Below are 17,107 nucleotides of genomic sequence, written 5' to 3'. Positions count from 1 at the left end.
CCAGGTAGGCCAACTCCAGCGACTGCTGGGTGTTGAGCCTCGGGTCGCACGCGGTCTCGTACCGCCCGGCCAGATCGAGGTCGGAGATGTCCTGGGCGCCCCCGAGGCACTCGGTGACGTCCTCACCCGTGAGCTCGATGTGGATGCCGCCCGGGTGCGAGCCGAGGGCGTGATGAACCTCGAAGAAGCCCTGGACCTCGTCGATGATCCGGTCGAAGTGGCGGGTCTTGTAACCGTTCGACGTGGAATGGGTGTTGCCGTGCATCGGGTCGCACTGCCAGATGACCTTGTGTCCCGAGGCCTCGACGGCCTGCACGATCGGCGGGAGCGCGTCCCTGACCTTGTCGTTGCCCATGCGGGAGACCAGGGTCAGGCGTCCCGGACGATTGCGCGGATCGAGCTTCTCCACGTACTCCACCGCGAGTTCCGGGGTGGTCGAGGGGCCGATCTTCAGTCCGATCGGGTTCTCGATGAGTGAGGCGAACGCCACGTGGGCGTCGTCGATCCCACGGGTCCGCTCCCCGATCCACAGGAAGTGGGCCGAGAGGTCGTACAGCCCCTGCTCCGCGTCACCCGTGAGGCCCGTGCCGTCGTCGGCCAGGCGCAACATCGCGCGCTCGTAGTCGAGCACCAGCGCCTCGTGTGAGGAGAAGATGTCCGCCGACCGCAGGTTCTGGTCGGAGACACCGCAGGCGTCCATGAACCGCAGCCCGCGATCGACCTCCGCCGCGAGCGCCTCGTAGCGCGCGCCGGCCGGCGACCCGGCGACGAACTCCATGTTCCACTCGTGCACGCGGTGCAGGTCCGCCGTCCCCGAGGCCGTCAGGGAGCGGACCAGGTTCATGGCCGCGGCGGCGTTGGCGTAGGCGCGGACCAGGCGCGACGCGTCGTGCTCACGAGCGGTGTCGTCCGCGTCGAGCCCGTTGACCATGTCCCCGCGGTAGGAGAGCAGGCCGGTGGCGTCCCTGTCGGCGGAGCGCGGTTTGGCATACTGCCCGGCGATCCGGCCGACCTTCACCACCGGCATGGACGCGCCGTAGGTCAGGACGACGGACATCTGCAGGAGCGTGCGGATCACGCCCTTGATGTGCGGCTCGGTGTTGGCCTCGAACGTCTCCGCGCAGTCCCCGCCCTGGAGCAGGAACGCGCGACCGTGCGCGACGTCGGCCAGCCGATCCGAGAGGTGTTCGACCTCCGAGGCCACGCAGATTGGCGGAACGCTCTCGAGGACCTTGCGCATGGCCGCGGCGTGATCGGGATCCCACGACGGTTGCTGCAGCGCGGGTCGCGACAGGGCGTCCGCCAGCAGCCGATCGAGGTCCGCCGAGAGCGGGGGGAGGTCGGGAAGCTGTGCGATGTCGACGTCGACTGTCCAGTTGCTCACCCCGCGAGGATACGCCACCGCCGCCGGCGCGGACCTCAGAGACCCAGGTGGGGCGCCTTCGCCGCGATCGCCCGGAATCTCAAGAACGCATGGCGGGCATCGCCGAGGGCGTCGTGGGCTCCGCCCGGGTGAGGGGGCAGCTCCGGTTGCCCGGCCATCTCCCACAGCTGGCGCACGTCCCGCGTGAACCTCGGCATCGCCGCCGGCAGCTCGGTCATGTCACCCCAGAGCTGACACACCGCGACGTGGTCATAGGCCCCGATCCACGCCCACAGCTCGACCGGCCCGGAGATCGGTGCGGTGACGAAGTCGTACAACCCGTCCCGGATCCCCGACCGCGACATCCAGGCCGGCGAGGAGGGATTGGGCAGCTTGGGCAGGACGTTCCGCCGGACCCACGGGCCGGCCTTGGCCTGGTCGAAATCCGTGGAGACCGCGTAGAACTCGCGTCCGTCCTCCGCCACCACCCCCACCGACACCAGGTCGATGGTGGTGCCGTCCTCGATGAACTCACAGTCGTAGAAGTAGCGCACCGGCGTCAGCGCTGTCCCTCGACGGGCTGGTCGAGGAGGTTGCGTCCCGACTTGCGCACCGCCTCGTAGCGCTTCTTCATCTCCGCGCCGTAGGTGTCGTGGACATACTCCTGACCCGTCAACGCCTGGATGCGCCGCATGAACTCATCGGTGATCTCCCGCTCGGCCACGCGGTCGCCCTCCCGTCCGGCCCACGGCGTCAGGTCGAGTGGTTCCCCGATCATCACCCGGACCCGGGTCCGGCGGTGGGGTCGGTTGACCTTGCGGATGTACTCACCCGTCCCGATCACGCCCACGGGGACGATCGGGACCCCGGCGCGCAGCGCGAGCCGGGCGGGCCCGGTCTTGCCGCGGTACAACCGCCCGTCCGGGGACCGGGTCCCCTCCGGGTAGACGCACAGGATCTGACCCGACGAGAGGACCTCGAGGCCCGCGTTGAGAGCGGCCTGGGCGGCATCGGCGTCGGTGCGGTCGATCGGGTACTGACCGGTCCCCGCGAAGAACCACCTGCTGAGCATGCCGCGAATCCCGGTGCCGGTGAAGTAGTCGCTCTTCGCCAGGAACGTGACCCGCCGGGGAAGGAGGAGCGGGGTGAACAGCCAGTCGGCCACCGACTCGTGGTTGCCCACGAGGACCGCCGCCCCGCTGGTAGGGAAGTTCTCCCGGCCGGTGATGACCGGCCGACTGGTCAGCCGCAGGAAGGGCCCGATGATCACGTACTTGAACAACCAGTACAGCAACTTGGGTCACCGGACCTTCCGTCGTTGGGGAGTTGACGGAGCGGATACTACCCGGATCGGTCCGCGAATCCGGACGGGACGAGATTCGGTGGCCACAGCTCGGGATCGGGGACGAAGCTGGCGACCACGGTGCGCGCCTCGGGGTCGAAGTGTGTGGTGACGAGGGTGCACCGGGACAGCAACGCGGGGAGCCTCACCACCGTCCGGACACCGTCGAGGTCCAGGCGCAGCTCGTCGCCCTCGACCGAGGGCGGGGTCGTCGGACGGTCCGGCACCGGGCACTCCACCCGGTATCCCCCACTCCCGTCCGGGGAGACGGAGGGTGTGACCGCCCCGCGGGCGAGTTCGGCCAGCGCCGCGGTCCGGCCCGGGGCGCTCCCGGCGACCATCACCTCGACGGGCCCCGCGAGGAACGTCGAGACCTCCGCCGCGAGGAGGGACAGTCGGTGCGCCTCGCGGGTCCGGGCGTCCGCGCGGTCACCCGCGGCCATCGAGGCGAACCGCACGTGCGCGGGCCAACGAGACTCCACGAACGCGGTCAGCTCCCCCGCCGCCGCGATCCTCCGGACCGCCGCGAGGTCACCGTCGAGTTCCACCACCACCACGTCCCACACTCCCGCGGCGGCCGCCCGCCGGGCGTACTCCCATCCCAGGACAGCGGCGAGGGGCGCGTCCCCTCCGGCGGCCAGCGCCGCGAGCACGTCGTCGTCCGGATCCACCGCACCGGACCTGTACGACTCGAGTCTCGCGGTGGCGTCGTCGACACGGACCTCCACGGGCCCCTCGTCGGTCGTGTCCAGCCGCGGATCCACCGCACCGGGGTCCCCGGTCAGGATGAGAGCCGTTCCGCCCGCGTCGAGCAGGAACTGCGCGGTCACCTCCGACCTGGCCGGGGGGTCGCCCCCCATGACGATCGCGACCCTGGCGCCGGTCACCGCGACTCGGCCCGGCGCTTGAGTTCACGCAGGGCCTCGGAGAGGATCCGCCGTTCGGCCCGGTCGCGGAGCCGGCCGATCACCGGCACCACGAGTTCTATCTCCAGCTCGTAGTCGACCCTGGTGCCGCCCTCGACCGGTTCGAGGCGATAGGAGCCCTTCTGCGCACGTTGCAGCGCCGAGCTCTCCAGCCTCCACTCGACGACCCTGTGGTCCGCCGACCAGGAGTAGGCGAGGACGTAGTCGTCGACGATCGCGCCCGCCTCCAGGGCGAACCGGACCCGGTCCGGACGACCGTCCGCGCCGACGGACAGGACCTCGGCGACCCGGATCGACGTGGACCATTCGGGATACGAGTCGAAGTCCGAGATGACGGCCATCACGTCCTCGACCGTCGCGTCGATCACGGTGGAGTCGCTGGTCGGCCACACCTCGGGGGCGCCGTTGTCCTCGCTCATATCCCCCAGCTTCACATATCTTCGGCCGGGATGCGCCCTGGCGACCGGCGCCCGGGCACACGGGTGACGTGGATGCCGTCCGGCCCCGGGGATAGTGTGTCCTCACTGCGATTAGACCATCGATCGTCTCCACCAGGAGGACCCTTTGCGCGAATACGTCGCCGCCCCCGCCACTTTCACCGTCCCCGACGACTGGTCCTGCGCCCAGGCGGCCTACGACCGCGCGGAGCGGACGCCGGACAACGTGGCGTTCCAGCGGCCGGTCGACGGTCGGTGGACGGATGTCACCAACCGGGAGTTCGCCGAGACGGTCCGCGTGGTGGGTCGGGGTCTCGTCGCCCGAGGCGTCCAGGCCGGGGACAGGGTCGCCCTCCTGTGCTCGACCCGATACGAGTGGAACGTGATCGACTTCGCGATCTGGGCCGCCGGCGCGGTCACGGTGCCCGTCTACGACAGCTCCTCGGCCGAGCAGATCCGGTGGATCATGGAGGATTCGGGCGCCCGGCTCGCCATCGTCGAGAAGGAGACCCACGCCGCCACCACCCGCGAGGGGATCAGCGGGCTGGAGGCGGCCCCCGACGTCCTCGTGATCGAAGGAGACACCCCCGCGTTGGACGCCCTCGCCGCGGGTGCGACCGAGGTGCCCGACGCGGTACTCGACGAACGGCGCGCCGGGGTGACCGCCGACTCCCCCGCGACGTTGATCTACACCTCGGGCACCACCGGACGCCCCAAGGGGTGCATGCTCACCCACCGCAACTTCATGTCCGAGGCCCTCGGGGTCCTCGAGACCCCGTTCAACCTGTACCTCCGCCAGGACGCGACCACCGTCATGTTCCTGCCCCTGGCCCACGTGCTGGCCCGCGCCATCACCTACGCCGGGTTCCACGCGGGTGTCCGCATCGCCCACTCGTCGGACCTGACCAATCTCGTGGACACGTTCTCCGAGATGCAGCCCCACTACATCCTGGCCGTCCCGCGCGTGTTCCAGAAGGTCTTCAACAAGGCCCAGGCCACCGCCCAGGACGGCGGCACCGTCAAGGCCTGGATGTTCGACAAGGCCACCGACACCGCGGTCGCGTACTCCAAGGCCAACCGCAGTGGACGCGTCGGGCCGCTGCTCAGGCTTCGCCACGCCCTGTTCGCCAAGCTCGTCTACGCCAAGCTCGTCGCGGCGCTCGGCGGCCGCTGTGAGATCGCCATCTCGGGTGGGGCGCCCCTCGGTGAGCGCCTGACGCACTTCTTCGACGGCATCGGTGTCAACATCTTCGAGGGATACGGCCTCACCGAGACGTGCGCCGCGATCGCGGTCAACACCCCCGGTCAGATGCGTATCGGCACCGTCGGCCAGCCGCTGCCCGGGTGTGCGGTCCGGATCGCACCTGACGGTGAGGTCGAGGTGAGCGGCCCGGTGGTGACCTCCGGCTACTGGCGTAACGAGCGCGCCACCGCCGAGGCGTTCTCCGACGGGTGGTTCAGGACCGGGGACCTCGGGTCCCTGGACGAGGACGGCTACCTGACCATCACCGGTCGCAAGAAGGAGATCATCGTCACCGCCGGGGGCAAGAACGTCGCCCCGAGCCAGCTCGAGGACGCGCTCCGGGCCGACCCGCTCGTGGCCGAGGCGGTGTGCGTGGGCGACGGCAAGCCGTTCATCTCGGTGCTGATCACCCTCGACCCGGAGGCGCTGGAGCGGTGGAAGGCCCACCACGGTAAGACCGGCTCGCTGTACGAGCTGCTCCGGGACGCGGACATGATCGAGCATCTCGACCAGGCGCTGTCCCGGGCCAACCGGACCGTCTCCCACTCCGAGGCGATCAAGAAGTACCACGTGCTACCCGACCAGTTCACCGAGGAGACCGGGGAGCTCACCGCCTCACTCAAGGTCAAGCGGAACGTGGTGCACCAGAAGTTCGCGGCCCAGATCGAGGACCTCTACGCCTGACCCACGGCCGGGTCGGGGTTCGAGCCGGGGCTAGTCGCCGGAGAGCACCCGCCGCATGTCGCGTGCCAGGTCCTCCCAGCGCCACGACCCGAGAACCCAGGAGCGTCCGCGGACGCCCATCGCGGAGGCGCGTGGCCGGTCCGAGAGCAGACCGGCCACGGCCTCGACGATCTCGCCGTCCGAGGTCCCGTCCACCACGAGACCGGTGCTCCCGTCCACGACGGTCTCCGGAGCGCCACCACTCCGGCCGGCCACCACGGGGACACCGCAGGCGGACGCCTCCAGGTACACGATCCCCAGCCCCTCCACGTCCAGTCCCCCGCCCCGGGTGCGGCACGGCATGGCGAACACGTCCGCCATCCGGTGGTGGTCGACGATCTCGTCCGCCGGAATCCGACCAGTGAAGATTACCCGGTCGGACACCCCGTGCCTGCGGGCCAGCCCCTCCAGCGTCCGCCGGTACGGGCCACCCCCGACGACGACGAGGACCGCTCCCGGAACACGGCGGGCGATCTCCGGCAGCGAGCGGATGAGCGCGTCCTGACCCTTGCGCGGGACGAGTCGCGACAGGCACACGATCACCTCCCGGTCCGCCACCCCGTATCGCTCCCGGATCGCCCGTCGCCGCACCGGGTCGGGACGGAACCTGTCCGTGTCGACCCCTCCGGGCTGGTGCACCAGTCGGGCGTGTGGGCCGAACGCCGCCGCGAAGCGACGTCGCGTGTAGTCACTCACGTAGGTGACGGCGTCGGTGGACTCCCCGATCAGCCTGAGCACCTGCCGCGAGCCCGGCAACATCGACCACCCCACCTCGTGGCCGTGGGTGCTGGCGACGATCCGCTCGACGGGCCCCTGCCGGAGCACGGGCGCCATCGCGGCCAGCGGCGCGGCAGCACCGAACCACACCGTGCTCGCCCCGAAGTCCGAGGCGAGCCTCCGCGCACGGGCCGCGAGCTCCGGCGTGGGTAGCAGCATCTCCGTCGGCACCCTCTCGACCAGGTAGGGACGGGTGTCGTCGTAGTCGGTCGAGTCGCTGCCCCGGAACGTCGAGGCGAGGACCGCCACGTCCTCGGGATCGAGATACGCCAGATAGGTCTCCAGGTACGACTGGATGCCGCCGGGTCGCGGCGGGTAGTCGTTGGTGATCAGCAGGGTCTTCGTCATCACGTCCGAGACTGCCACAGTGTCCGGGGAGGCCCCGCCCGGAGTCCCCGCGTCAGTACCGACGGATCCCGCTGATCGGCATCGCGTCGACCTTCTCGAGTTTGACGGGGACCCCGTAGGTCGGCGCGTGCAGCACCAGTCCGTCGCCGGCGTACATGCCGACGTGGGTCGCCCCCGGGTAGTAGATGACGAGGTCGCCCGGTTGGATGTCGGCCATCGCGACGGGTGCGCCCGACACCGCCTGCGCCTGACTCGACCGCGGTAGCGTCTTCCCCTCTTGCGCGTACGCCCACACCATGAGACCCGAGCAGTCGAACTCCTCCGCGCCGGTCGCCCCCCAGGAGTACGGGGAACCGAGCCGGGTGAGAGCCACGTTCAGCGCCGCGGTGTTGACACCGTCGACAGCCGGGGCGACGTAACCGGGCGGGACCAGGGGGCCGCCGGCCCAGACTGCACGCTGCGCGTCCGAGAGGGCGTCGACACGACGTCTCACCTCATCGATCCGCGCCCGCATCTCCTCCGAGCGCCGGTCGAGCTCATCCGCCCGACCCTGTGCGTCCCGGGCCGAGGCCCGCGCGATCTCCGATGCCACGTCCGCGTCCCTGCGGAGGCGGGCGGCCTCAGCCGAGGCGGCACGCGAGGCGTCCAGTGCGCTGGTGGTGGTGCCGGACAGCCGCTGCAGCGTTCCGAGCCGGTCGACCAGGTCGCGGGGACTCTCGGCGAGGACGGCGGCCCGTGTCGCCCCGGTGTCGCCCCCGCGATAGCGCACGGTCGCGAGTCGATCCACCAGGGACTGGTCGCGCGAGGCACCGGCGTCGGCGACCACGGCGAGTCCCGCCGCGACCCCGGCCTCGCGCTCGCGTCGGTCCCGCTCGGCGTGTGCCCGCTCAAGTTCCGCCCGCGCCAGATGGAGCTCCTCCCCGAGGGCCCCGGCCTCCCCGGACAACCTCGCCAGCTCAGCCAGGTCCTCACCGGGTGGGCCCTCCGCCGGGTCGACACCGGACCGGACCGTGCTCTGCGCCGGGCCCACCATCTCGATCGGACCCACGGTCCACGTGGGGTCCGCGGTCTGAGCCGAGACCGTCACGACACCGGAACTCAGGACGACGAGAGCGGCCGCGGCGAGGGCGGCCGACCGGACTCTGTGGATCATGGGAACTGTGGCACTCTCGGGTCTCTGTTCGGCGACGACCGGCAGCGCGGCGGGGGCACCGTCACGCTCCGTGGTCGAGATGGTACAGACGACGAACCCCGCCGGTACCGGTTACGTGACCGGTGCTCGGCGGGGTCCGCGGGAGAGCGTGGTGCGAGGCGACTCAGTAGTAGCGGGTCGCACCGTAGAACGGCATGGAATCCAGCGGCGCGTAGCTCACCGAGGTGCCGGAGTACGGGGCGTGCACGACCTGACCGTTGCCGGCGTAGATGCCCACGTGGCTGGCGCCGCTGTAGAAGGCGACGATGTCCCCGGGCTGCAGGTCGGCCTTGGAGACCTGGGTCCCGCCGCCGATCTGGGCCTGGCTGGTGCGCGGGATGGAGATGCCCGCCTCCTTGTACGCCCACGAGGTCAGACCGGAGCAGTCGAACGAGTTGGGGCCGGTGGCACCCCATGCGTACGGCGAGCCGACGCGGGTGCTGGCGGCGTCGAGGATGCGCTGACCGGTGGAGATCTGCGGCGCCGGGGCGGCGAACTCGACGGGGGCCGCCTGTGCGGCGGCGGCCTGGGCGAGGCCGGCCGGGAGGGCGATGCCCTCAGGGAGATCGACGGTGACCTGTGCGGGCACACCGGGCAGACGCAGTTCGACGGGGACGTCGACGGTCACCGGTGCGGCGGCCGCGGTCCCGGCGCCGGCGATGGCGGCTCCGGCTGCGAGCAGTCCTGCGGTGGCGACACGGCGCCCGGTCGAGCTGGCCTTGATGCTGTGGGCTCCCACGAGAGTGATTTCCTCTTTCTTCCTGGACACCGACCGGGTTAGCTGACGGGTTCGGACACGGAAGTCTGTCCTACGCCCGGACCTCTCGGCCCTCGGGCGATTCACCCCAGTGGAACGTGGTTCCCCGGTGCACCGTGGTGGTGCTTTGGTGGTGACCCCGGCCCCCCACCGGCGGGCGGGTGATGACTTCCGAGGTCTCGAAAAGGTTACGAAACCATCTCGTCGAAGTCCAGTCCATCCGCTAGGCGGCCGTTTCCGACGCCATGATCTCGACGCTCGAGACCATTCCGAGCTCCATGAGCACTTCGATCGCCGAGCGCACCTCCGGCTCCAGGACGTACCCGCACGTCTCCTCGGAAAGCGCGTCCACCTGGGGTTCTCCGGACAAGAGCACCGAGACGACGCAGTCCTCGCACCGGCGCGGGCGGGCCGGACACCGTGAGCAGTCCATCGAGAACATGATCTACGTCACACTCCGTCCTGGGCGTGTTGCCCATTCGTTACCGGGCCGCGATCTACGGCTCGATGCCGACCGTATCGGCGGGGTACGACATCCCTCTCCGCGGCGGCGGGCCGCACGTCCGTCCGTCACACCCTGTCGGACCGGGTCGCTACCGTCTGCGCCATGCCCACTCCCCTGACGCGCGAGCCGGTCCGCACGCCCGGGACCCAGGGGGTCCAGGCGGCGTTCGACGAACTCGAGCCGATGCTCTCCGAGGTGACGTTCGTCGTCGTCGACCTGGAGACCACCGGCACCCGACCGGGGACGGACGAGATCACCGAGATCGGCGCGGTCCGCGTCCGGGGCGGCGAGGTCCGGGCGGAGCTGTCCACGTTCGTCGCCATCGACGGTGCCCTGCCCGGGCACATCAGTCGGCTCACCGGCATCGACCCCGGCGACCTCGTCGGGGCGCCCACCCTCGGAGAGGTGATGTCGACGTTCCTGGAGTTCTCCCGCGGCGCCGTCCTGGTCGCCCACAACGCCCGGTTCGACCTCGGATTCCTCCGTGCCGCTGCCGTGTCGACCGACCATGAGTGGCCGGATCCCCCGTCGGTCTGCACGCTCGCCCTGGCACGCCGGGTCCTCCACCGGGGCGAGACCCGCGGGCACCGACTCGGTGAACTGGCCGCCCATCTGGGATCCACCGTCGAGCCCAACCACCGGGCGCTCCAGGACGCCCGCGCCACCGTCGACGTCCTCCACGCCCTGATCTCCAGGGTCGGCGACTGCGGGGTGGCCACGCTCACCGAGCTCCGGGCGTACGACGGCCGCCTCGCACCCGAGGTGCGCCGCCGCGCCGCGCTGACCGACTCGCTCACCACCGGCCCCGGGGTCTACCTCTTCCGGGACGGCGCGGGCGGGGCCCTGTACGTGGGGTCATCCGTGTCGGTACGGAGGAGGGCCCGCTCGTACTATTCCGGAGCGGATTCGCGCAGCAGGATGCGCACGATGGTCGGGCTGGCCGCGAGTGTCGAGTCGGTGCCGTGTGCGCACCTGCTGGAGGCGTGGACCGTCGAGGAGCGGCTCATCGACTCCCTGCAACCGCCCTACAACCGGCGCTCGCGGAGTCCCCGTCGCGGGTGGTGGCTCTCCCCACCCTCCGGGCGTGCGATCCGTGGACAGGTCACCCGCACTCCGGAGCACCCGTCCGCCCTCGGGCCGTTCCGGAGAGCCGAGGACGCCAGAGCGGCGTGGCTGGACCTCGTCGAGACCCTCGGCACCCCTCCTGACGCGGGGGGCTGGGAGGAGCTGGTCCACGGCCGGACCTCGGCGGCCGTCAGGGCGATGGTCGACCGGATCGACGCGATCGCGGCGGGCGGAGCGTTCGAGCGTGCGGCCCGGCTACGCGATCGCGCGGCCGCCCTCGTCCGGATCCTCACCCGACACCAGGAACTCGCCGCCACCGCCGGCGTGCGCGAGCTGGTCCTGGCCCAGCCCGGCCCCGCGCGGACCTGGGCCGTGGCAGTCGTGCGTCACGGACGTCTCGCCGCGTCGGGGATCGTGCCGGCCGGAGCCGCCCCACTGCCCGTCATCGACTCGATCAGGGCGGGCGCCACGACCGTGCAGCCCGGACCCGGACCGTTCTCCGGCGCGACCGCCTCGGAGATCCGGAACGTGCACCGATGGATCGACTCCGCACCCACCCGCATCGTGTCGGTCGCGGGGTGCTGGGCACTCCCCGTCGACGGCGCCCACACGCTGACGGGGTGGGCGGATCGAGCCGAACTGGCGGCCGCCGAGACGAGCAGAGCAGGGATCAGTCCCGCGCGGCGCTGAAGGCCGCCCACCTGTCCAGGAGTCGGGCCGCCTCGCCGTCGTCCACGGCCCTCGCGGCGCGATCCAACGCCGACCTCATCGCGGTCACGAGATCTGCGTCCCGGTCGAGGCCGTCGAACGCCACCAGCGCCGCGGCGGAATTGAGCAGGACCGCGTCCCTGACGGGGCCCTTCTCGCCCGCCAACAGGTCCCGGGCCACGGCGGCGTTGTGACGTCCGTCGCCCCCGCGTAGTTCCTCGATCGCGCAGGTGGCCATCCCGAAGTCGCCCGGGGCGATCTCGTCCTCGTCGATCCGGCCGTGCGAGACGCGCAGCACGCGGGTCGGCCCGGTCATCGTGATCTCGTCGAGGCCGTCGGCTCCCCGCACGACGAGCGCCGAGCGCCCGCGGAGCGCGAAGACCTCCGCCATCACGGTCATGAGACGGTCGAAGGCGCACCCGATGAGGTTGGCCGCGGGGGCCGCGGGGTTGGTCAGGGGACCCAGGATGTTGAAGACGGTCGGGATGCCGATCTCCCGCCGTGGCGCGGCGGCGAAGCGGAGTGCGGGATGGAACACGGGGGCGAAGCAGAAGGCCACACCCACCTCGTCGACACACCGGGCGACCTCCTCCGGGCCCAGGTCGATCGCCACCCCGAGAGCCTCGAGGACGTCGGCCCCTCCGCTCTTCGATGACGCCGCACGATTACCGTGCTTGACCACGGGCACTCCGCAGGCGCTCACGACGAGGGCGGACATGGTGGAGATGTTCACCGTTCCCTGCCGGTCCCCGCCGGTCCCGACGATGTCGACGCAGGGCCGGGAGGTCGGCACGCGACGCGAGTAGTCGAGCATCGTGGATGACAGGGCGTCCAGTTCCGGACCCGTGACACCCTTCATGTCGAGCGCGACCCCGAACGCCGCGATCTGCGCATCCGTCGCGAGGCCCTCCATGATCCGGGACATCGCCCAGCGGGCGTCCGCCGGTTCCAGGTCCTCACCCGCCGTGAGCGTGCCGAGTACCCCGGGCCAGGACCGGCCCTCGTCGAACGCTGCAGAACTCCCCACGTGTCCCGACCTCTCTCCCTGGATCCCGGCGGTCCGTCACCGTCCGACCGCACAGTGACAATCGTGCCACCAGCCGCGTCGTCGGTGCCCGCGGACTCCCGTCACGGGACCCGTTCCCCCAGCCGCAGAAGAGCCTGAGAAGGCCCTGATACCCCTGCACGGGGTGCGTCCCCTGACGGGTTACCGGGGAGTTCTAGGAACGACCTGCGAAAACGCTGTGGGGACACGCCGAAATCGGGGGTCCCTGCAGCCTCCGCCCACCTCAGGGGTCATACTTGGCCTCGTGACGAGCGCAGTGGATAACTCAGGATCGGCAATGGCTCAGCGCGTTCATTCGCTGAACCGGCCGAACATGGTCAGTGTGGGCACCATCATCTGGTTGTCCCAGGAGTTGATGTTCTTCGCGGGGCTGTTCGCGATGTACTTCGTCTCCAAGGCGAACTCGGGAGGTGACTGGCCCTCCTACCCGACGCACCTCAACGTCCCGTTCGCCCTGACTATCACGGCGATCCTCGTGGCGTCCTCGGTTACCTGTCAGATGGGCGTCTTCGCCGCCGAGCAGGGTGACGTCTTCGGTCTCCGTCGCTGGTACATCATCTCGGCCCTCATGGGCACGGTCTTCCTCATCGGTCAGGCCTACGAGTACGTCATGCTGTACCTCGAGGGCACCACGATCTCGTCCAGCGTCTACGGGTCCGTCTTCTTCATCACCACCGGTTTCCACGGCCTCCACGTGGCGGCCGGCGTCCTGGCGTTCGTCGTCCTCGTCATGCGGACGACCATGTCCCGGTTCACTCCCGCCCAGGCCACGGCGGCCATCGTCGTGTCGTACTACTGGCACTTCGTCGACGTGGTCTGGATCGGCCTCTTCGTCACCATCTACTTCATTCAGTAGTCAGCTGGCCGCAGGACGCTGCGTCCAGCAGGTCCCAACTCCAAAGGGAACTCATAATGAACTCACCTCACCCACCCGCTGCGGACACGCCGTCGCCGGAGCCCGCGGTGAATCCGGCTCGTCCGGCCTCGTCGAAGCGTCGCCGCAAGGCGACCGGCGCGCTCGTCATCGCCGCCGGTCTCCTCGGCGCCGGGGCCATCGCCACGGCCGTCGTTCCCGAGCCCCAGGTCGCGACCGCCCAGCAGGACCAGGCCGCGCTCATCGCCGAGGGCAAGTCGATCTACGACGTCGCGTGCATCACCTGCCACGGCCAGAACCTGCAGGGTGTCGAGGACCGCGGTCCGTCGCTCGTCGGGACGGGCGCGGGCGCGACCTACTTCCAGGTCCATTCCGGTCGTATGCCGGCGGCCAACAACGAGGCCCAGGCCGAGCGCAAGAAGCCGCGCTACAGCGAGCACCAGATCATCGCGCTCGCGGCGTACGTCGACCTCTTCGGCGGCGGTCCCGAGATCGTCACCGATCCCGACGGTTCGATCGCCCAGGGGTCGCTGCGCGGTGCCTCGGGCGAGGCCCGCGCCGAGGAGATCGCGCGCGGTTCCGAGCTCTTCCGCCTCAACTGCGCCTCCTGCCACAACTTCACCGGTCGCGGCGGAGCGCTGTCGGCGGGCAAGTACGCCCCCATCCTCGACCCTGCCAACGAGCAGGAGATCTACCAGGCGATGCTCACCGGTCCGCAGAACATGCCCAAGTTCTCGGACCGTCAGCTCACGCCTGACGAGAAGAAGGACATCATCGCCTTCATCAAGGACACGGACTCCAAGGTCTCGCCCGGCGGCTACGCGCTCGGCGGACTCGGCCCCGTGACCGAAGGTGTGGCCATCTGGCTAGTCGGCATCGTCGCCCTCATCGGTGCGACCCTCTGGATCGGATCCCGTTCATGAGTGAGACCCCCAAGAACCCGTCCCCCGCGGACCTCGACCGGATGAGCGACGCCGAGCTCGTCCGGTTGGGAACCGAACTCGACGAGGTCGACGTCCGATTCCGCGAGAACCGGTGGCCGGACGGTGTCACCACGCGATCCGAGAAGCGTGCCGCACGAGTCGTCACCACCTGGTTCGCACTGTCCGCGGTCCTCGCGCTGGCCTTCGCCGTCATCTACATCGCCTGGCCCTGGGAGTACCGCGGTCAGGGCGAGGACGGCTACTGGCTCTACATGGTGTACACGCCCCTCCTCGGCCTGACGATCGGCCTGTCGATCCTCTTCCTGGGCTTCGGTGCGGTGCAGTTCACCAAGAAGTTCATCCCCGAGGAGATCTCGGTCCAGACCCGTCACGACGGCCCGTCGGAGGACATCGACCGCCGGACCATCGTCGCCGGGCTCAACGACTCCTGGAAGACCTCGACCCTGGGTCGCCGCAAGGTCATGGGCGGCTTCCTCGGTGCGAGCGTCGCCCTCATCGGTCTGTCCGCGATCCTGCCGCTCGGCGGCATGGTCAAGAACCCGTGGCGCCGTGGGGAACTCACCATCGCCGGAGACGGCACCCTGCACACCACGGGGTGGACCCTCGCGTCCGACACCCGCCCGGACGGACTCCCGGCCGAGAAGGTGTACCTCGGTCGAGACACCGGCAAGGTCTACCCGGACGGCCATCCCCCCGCGGGTGAGGGGCGCCTCGAGCGCATCCACGTCGAGGACCTGGCGGCCGGTGGACTCGAGTCCGTGTTCCCGCTTCCCGCGAGCGCCCTGGGCGACTTCGAGGAGCACATGCACTCCATTCACGGCGTGCGCAACTCGGTCATGCTGATCCGTTTCCGCCCGGCGGACGCGGCCCGGGTGATCAAGCGCAAGGGCCAGGAGAACTTCAACTACGGCGACCTGTACGCCTACTCGAAGATCTGCACGCACCTCGCCTGCCCCACCTCACTGTACGAGCAGCAGACGCACCGCTTCCTCTGCCCGTGCCACCAGTCGCAGTTCGACGCGCTCGAGTACGCGAAGCCGGTCTTCGGCCCCGCCGCGCGCGCACTGCCGCAGTTGCCCATCGCGGTTGACAACGAGGGTTACCTCGTCGCCAACGGTGACTTCATCGAGCCGGTCGGACCTGCCTTCTGGGAGCGTCGTTCATGAGTAACAACACCAAAATCGCCGCGGTCGGCAATTCGCTCGACTCGCGGTACACCATGGCCAAGGGCATGCGCCGGCAGATCAACAAGGTCTTCCCCACGCACTGGTCGTTCCTCCTGGGCGAGATCGCCCTGTACAGCTTCGTGATCCTGCTGATCTCGGGCGTGTACCTCACCCTCTTCTTCGACCCGTCGATGTCGAAGGTGATCTACCAGGGCGCCTACGCCCCGCTCAACGGCATCGAGATCTCCCGGGCCTACGAGACCGCGCTCAACATCTCTTTCGAGGTGCGTGGCGGGCTCTTCGTCCGGCAGATCCATCACTGGGCGGCGCTGCTCTTCGTCGCCTCGATGGTGGTCCACATGATCCGCATCTTCTTCACCGGTGCGTTCCGTCGCCCGCGTGAGGCCAACTGGGTCATCGGCTGCGTCCTCCTGCTGCTGGGCATCGTCGAGGGCTTCCTCGGCTACGGCCTGCCGGACGACGTCCTGTCGGGCACCGGCCTCCGGATCACCTCCGGCATCATCGTCGGGCTCCCGGTGATCGGTACCTGGATGCACTGGATGATCTTCGGCGGGGACTTCCCCGGCGACCTCATGATCCCGCGCTTCTACGTCCTGCACGTGCTCATCATCCCCGCCATCATCCTGGCCCTGATCGCCGCGCACCTCGCGCTGGTCTGGTACCAGAAGCACACGCAGTTCCCCGGGCCGGGCCGCACGGAGAACAACGTCGTCGGCGTCCGGATCCTCCCGGTCTTCGCCGTCAAGTCCATCGCGTTCGGCGCCATCACGGTCGGCATGCTCATGCTCTTCTCGGGCCTGTTCACCATCAACGCGATATGGAACCTCGGGCCGTACAACCCATCCCATATCTCCGCCGGCTCGCAACCCGACTGGTACATGCTGTGGACCGAGGGCGGCGCCCGCGTGATGCCTGCGTGGGAGATCTACCTGGGCAACTACACCATCCCTGCCGTCCTCTGGGTGGCCGTGATGCTCGGGGCCATGGTCGCGGTGATGTTCCTGTACCCGTGGATCGAGGCCAAGCTCACCGGTGACACCGCGCACCACAACCTGCTCCAGCGTCCGCGCGACGTTCCGGTTCGTACCGCCGCCGGCGTCATGGCCATCACGTTCTACGTGATCCTGGTGTTGATGGGATCCAACGACCTCATCGCGTATCACTTCAACATCTCGCTGAACGCCACCACATGGGCGGGCCGGATCGGTCTGATCCTGCTGCCGCCGGTCATGTACTTCTTCACCTACCGTCTCTGCCTGGGTCTCCAGCGGGCCGACCGGGAGGTCCTGGAGCACGGGATCGAGACCGGCATCATCATGCGGATGCCGCAGGGCGAGTTCGTCGAGGTCCACCAGCCGCTGGGCGGGATGGACGAGCACGGTCACGCGGTTCCGCTCGAGTACGCGGGTGCCAAGGTGCCCACGAAGATGAACCAGCTCGGTGCGGCCGGCCGGCCCCCGAGGGGCGCACTCACCGCCGACCCCGTCGACGAGGTGCGTCATCTCGACGACGCCGATCACGGCAAGCACGACCGCGAGCACTCGATGCTCACCACGTTGCAGCAGGAGAACCGTACGCGTCGCCACGACGAGCACTGATCCACCGCTGACACCCGACCGCGGGCCGGAACTCCGAGAGGAGTTCCGGCCC

Annotated in this window: 16 protein-coding genes and 1 riboswitch; of the genes, 6 read left to right on the top strand and 10 right to left on the bottom strand. The window is 69.8% G+C overall.

Annotation, left to right across the window (positions count from 1 at the left end; translation table 11 throughout):
- The 5 genes from G6031_RS10015 to G6031_RS09995 form a co-directional block, all read right to left on the bottom strand.
- Window positions 1-1,384, bottom strand: a 1,384-nt coding sequence (locus G6031_RS10015; protein WP_182653184.1) for a 3-deoxy-7-phosphoheptulonate synthase class II, incomplete at its 3' end; no start/stop codon positions are given.
- A gap of 35 nt (window positions 1,385-1,419) precedes the next feature.
- Complete coding sequence (locus tag G6031_RS10010) at window positions 1,420-1,917, bottom strand: polyadenylate-specific 3'-exoribonuclease AS (protein ID WP_179525046.1); 498 nt, start codon at window positions 1,915-1,917, stop codon at window positions 1,420-1,422.
- A gap of 5 nt (window positions 1,918-1,922) precedes the next feature.
- Window positions 1,923-2,657 (bottom strand): lysophospholipid acyltransferase family protein, encoded by a 735-nt coding sequence (locus G6031_RS10005; RefSeq protein ID WP_179525045.1) that lies wholly within the window; start codon window positions 2,655-2,657, stop codon window positions 1,923-1,925.
- Window positions 2,658-2,704: 47 nt separating this feature from the next.
- A complete protein-coding gene (locus G6031_RS10000; protein ID WP_182653183.1) occupies window positions 2,705-3,592 on the bottom strand; it encodes a hypothetical protein in 888 nt (295 codons plus the stop codon).
- Window positions 3,589-4,050 carry an SRPBCC family protein gene (locus G6031_RS09995; protein ID WP_182609375.1) on the bottom strand — a complete coding sequence of 154 codons (462 nt, stop codon included), beginning with the start codon at window positions 4,048-4,050 and terminating at the stop codon, window positions 3,589-3,591. Before G6031_RS09995 ends, G6031_RS10000 begins: the two co-directional genes overlap by 4 nt.
- Window positions 4,051-4,195: 145 nt before the next feature.
- Here G6031_RS09995 and G6031_RS09990 point away from each other — a divergent pair, with 145 nt between their 5' ends.
- Window positions 4,196-5,995, top strand: coding sequence for an AMP-dependent synthetase/ligase (locus G6031_RS09990; protein WP_182653182.1), 1,800 nt, complete (start codon window positions 4,196-4,198; stop codon window positions 5,993-5,995).
- 30 nt (window positions 5,996-6,025) lie between these two features.
- Here G6031_RS09990 and G6031_RS09985 read toward each other — a convergent pair whose 3' ends face one another.
- The 4 genes from G6031_RS09985 to G6031_RS19095 form a co-directional block, all read right to left on the bottom strand.
- The gene (locus G6031_RS09985) at window positions 6,026-7,159 is read right to left on the bottom strand and encodes a glycosyltransferase family 4 protein (RefSeq protein ID WP_182653181.1); all 1,134 of its coding nucleotides are present in this window, start codon (window positions 7,157-7,159) and stop codon (window positions 6,026-6,028) included.
- Between the two features lie 52 nt (window positions 7,160-7,211).
- A complete protein-coding gene (locus tag G6031_RS09980; protein ID WP_182653180.1) occupies window positions 7,212-8,312 on the bottom strand; it encodes an NlpC/P60 family protein in 1,101 nt (366 codons plus the stop codon).
- A gap of 163 nt (window positions 8,313-8,475) precedes the next feature.
- Window positions 8,476-9,090 carry a C40 family peptidase gene (locus G6031_RS09975; RefSeq protein WP_182644068.1) on the bottom strand — a complete coding sequence of 205 codons (615 nt, stop codon included), beginning with the start codon at window positions 9,088-9,090 and terminating at the stop codon, window positions 8,476-8,478.
- A 13-nt stretch (window positions 9,091-9,103) separates the two neighbouring features.
- A riboswitch (cyclic di-AMP (ydaO/yuaA leader) is annotated at window positions 9,104-9,251 on the bottom strand.
- Between the two features lie 80 nt (window positions 9,252-9,331).
- On the bottom strand, window positions 9,332-9,460 hold the full coding sequence (locus G6031_RS19095) for a hypothetical protein (protein ID WP_277820112.1): 129 nt from the start codon (window positions 9,458-9,460) through the stop codon (window positions 9,332-9,334).
- A 255-nt stretch (window positions 9,461-9,715) separates the two neighbouring features.
- On the opposite strand from G6031_RS19095, the gene G6031_RS09965 reads away from it, so the two are divergent.
- Window positions 9,716-11,368, top strand: a complete 1,653-nt coding sequence (locus G6031_RS09965) for a DEDD exonuclease domain-containing protein (RefSeq protein ID WP_182653178.1) — start codon at window positions 9,716-9,718, stop codon at window positions 11,366-11,368.
- On the opposite strand, the gene trpD is transcribed toward G6031_RS09965, so the two are convergent.
- Window positions 11,349-12,413 (bottom strand): anthranilate phosphoribosyltransferase, encoded by a 1,065-nt coding sequence (trpD, locus tag G6031_RS09960; protein ID WP_182644066.1) that lies wholly within the window; start codon window positions 12,411-12,413, stop codon window positions 11,349-11,351. The two genes, G6031_RS09965 and trpD, sit on opposite strands and share 20 nt — an antisense overlap.
- A gap of 283 nt (window positions 12,414-12,696) precedes the next feature.
- Here trpD and G6031_RS09955 point away from each other — a divergent pair, with 283 nt between their 5' ends.
- The 4 genes from G6031_RS09955 to G6031_RS09940 are packed head-to-tail and all read left to right on the top strand — an operon-like array spanning window position 12,697 to window position 17,055.
- The gene (locus G6031_RS09955; RefSeq protein ID WP_182610021.1) at window positions 12,697-13,308 is read left to right on the top strand and encodes a heme-copper oxidase subunit III; all 612 of its coding nucleotides are present in this window, start codon (window positions 12,697-12,699) and stop codon (window positions 13,306-13,308) included.
- Between the two features lie 56 nt (window positions 13,309-13,364).
- Window positions 13,365-14,249, top strand: coding sequence for a cytochrome c (locus G6031_RS09950; protein ID WP_182644065.1), 885 nt, complete (start codon window positions 13,365-13,367; stop codon window positions 14,247-14,249).
- Entirely contained in the window at window positions 14,246-15,436 is a 1,191-nt protein-coding gene (locus G6031_RS09945) for a ubiquinol-cytochrome c reductase iron-sulfur subunit (protein ID WP_182644064.1), read from the top strand. Before G6031_RS09950 ends, G6031_RS09945 begins: the two co-directional genes overlap by 4 nt.
- Window positions 15,433-17,055 (top strand): cytochrome bc complex cytochrome b subunit, encoded by a 1,623-nt coding sequence (locus G6031_RS09940; protein WP_182653177.1) that lies wholly within the window; start codon window positions 15,433-15,435, stop codon window positions 17,053-17,055. The genes G6031_RS09945 and G6031_RS09940 overlap by 4 nt, the downstream gene beginning before the upstream one ends.
- Window positions 17,056-17,107 lie beyond the last annotated feature (52 nt).

The sequence above is a fragment of the Dietzia sp. CQ4 genome, from assembly GCF_014145125.1.
Classification (GTDB): Bacteria; Actinomycetota; Actinomycetes; order Mycobacteriales; family Mycobacteriaceae; genus Dietzia; species Dietzia natronolimnaea.
The sequence above is the reverse complement of the archived record's forward strand: the minus strand, read 5'-3'. Positions and strand labels throughout refer to the sequence as shown.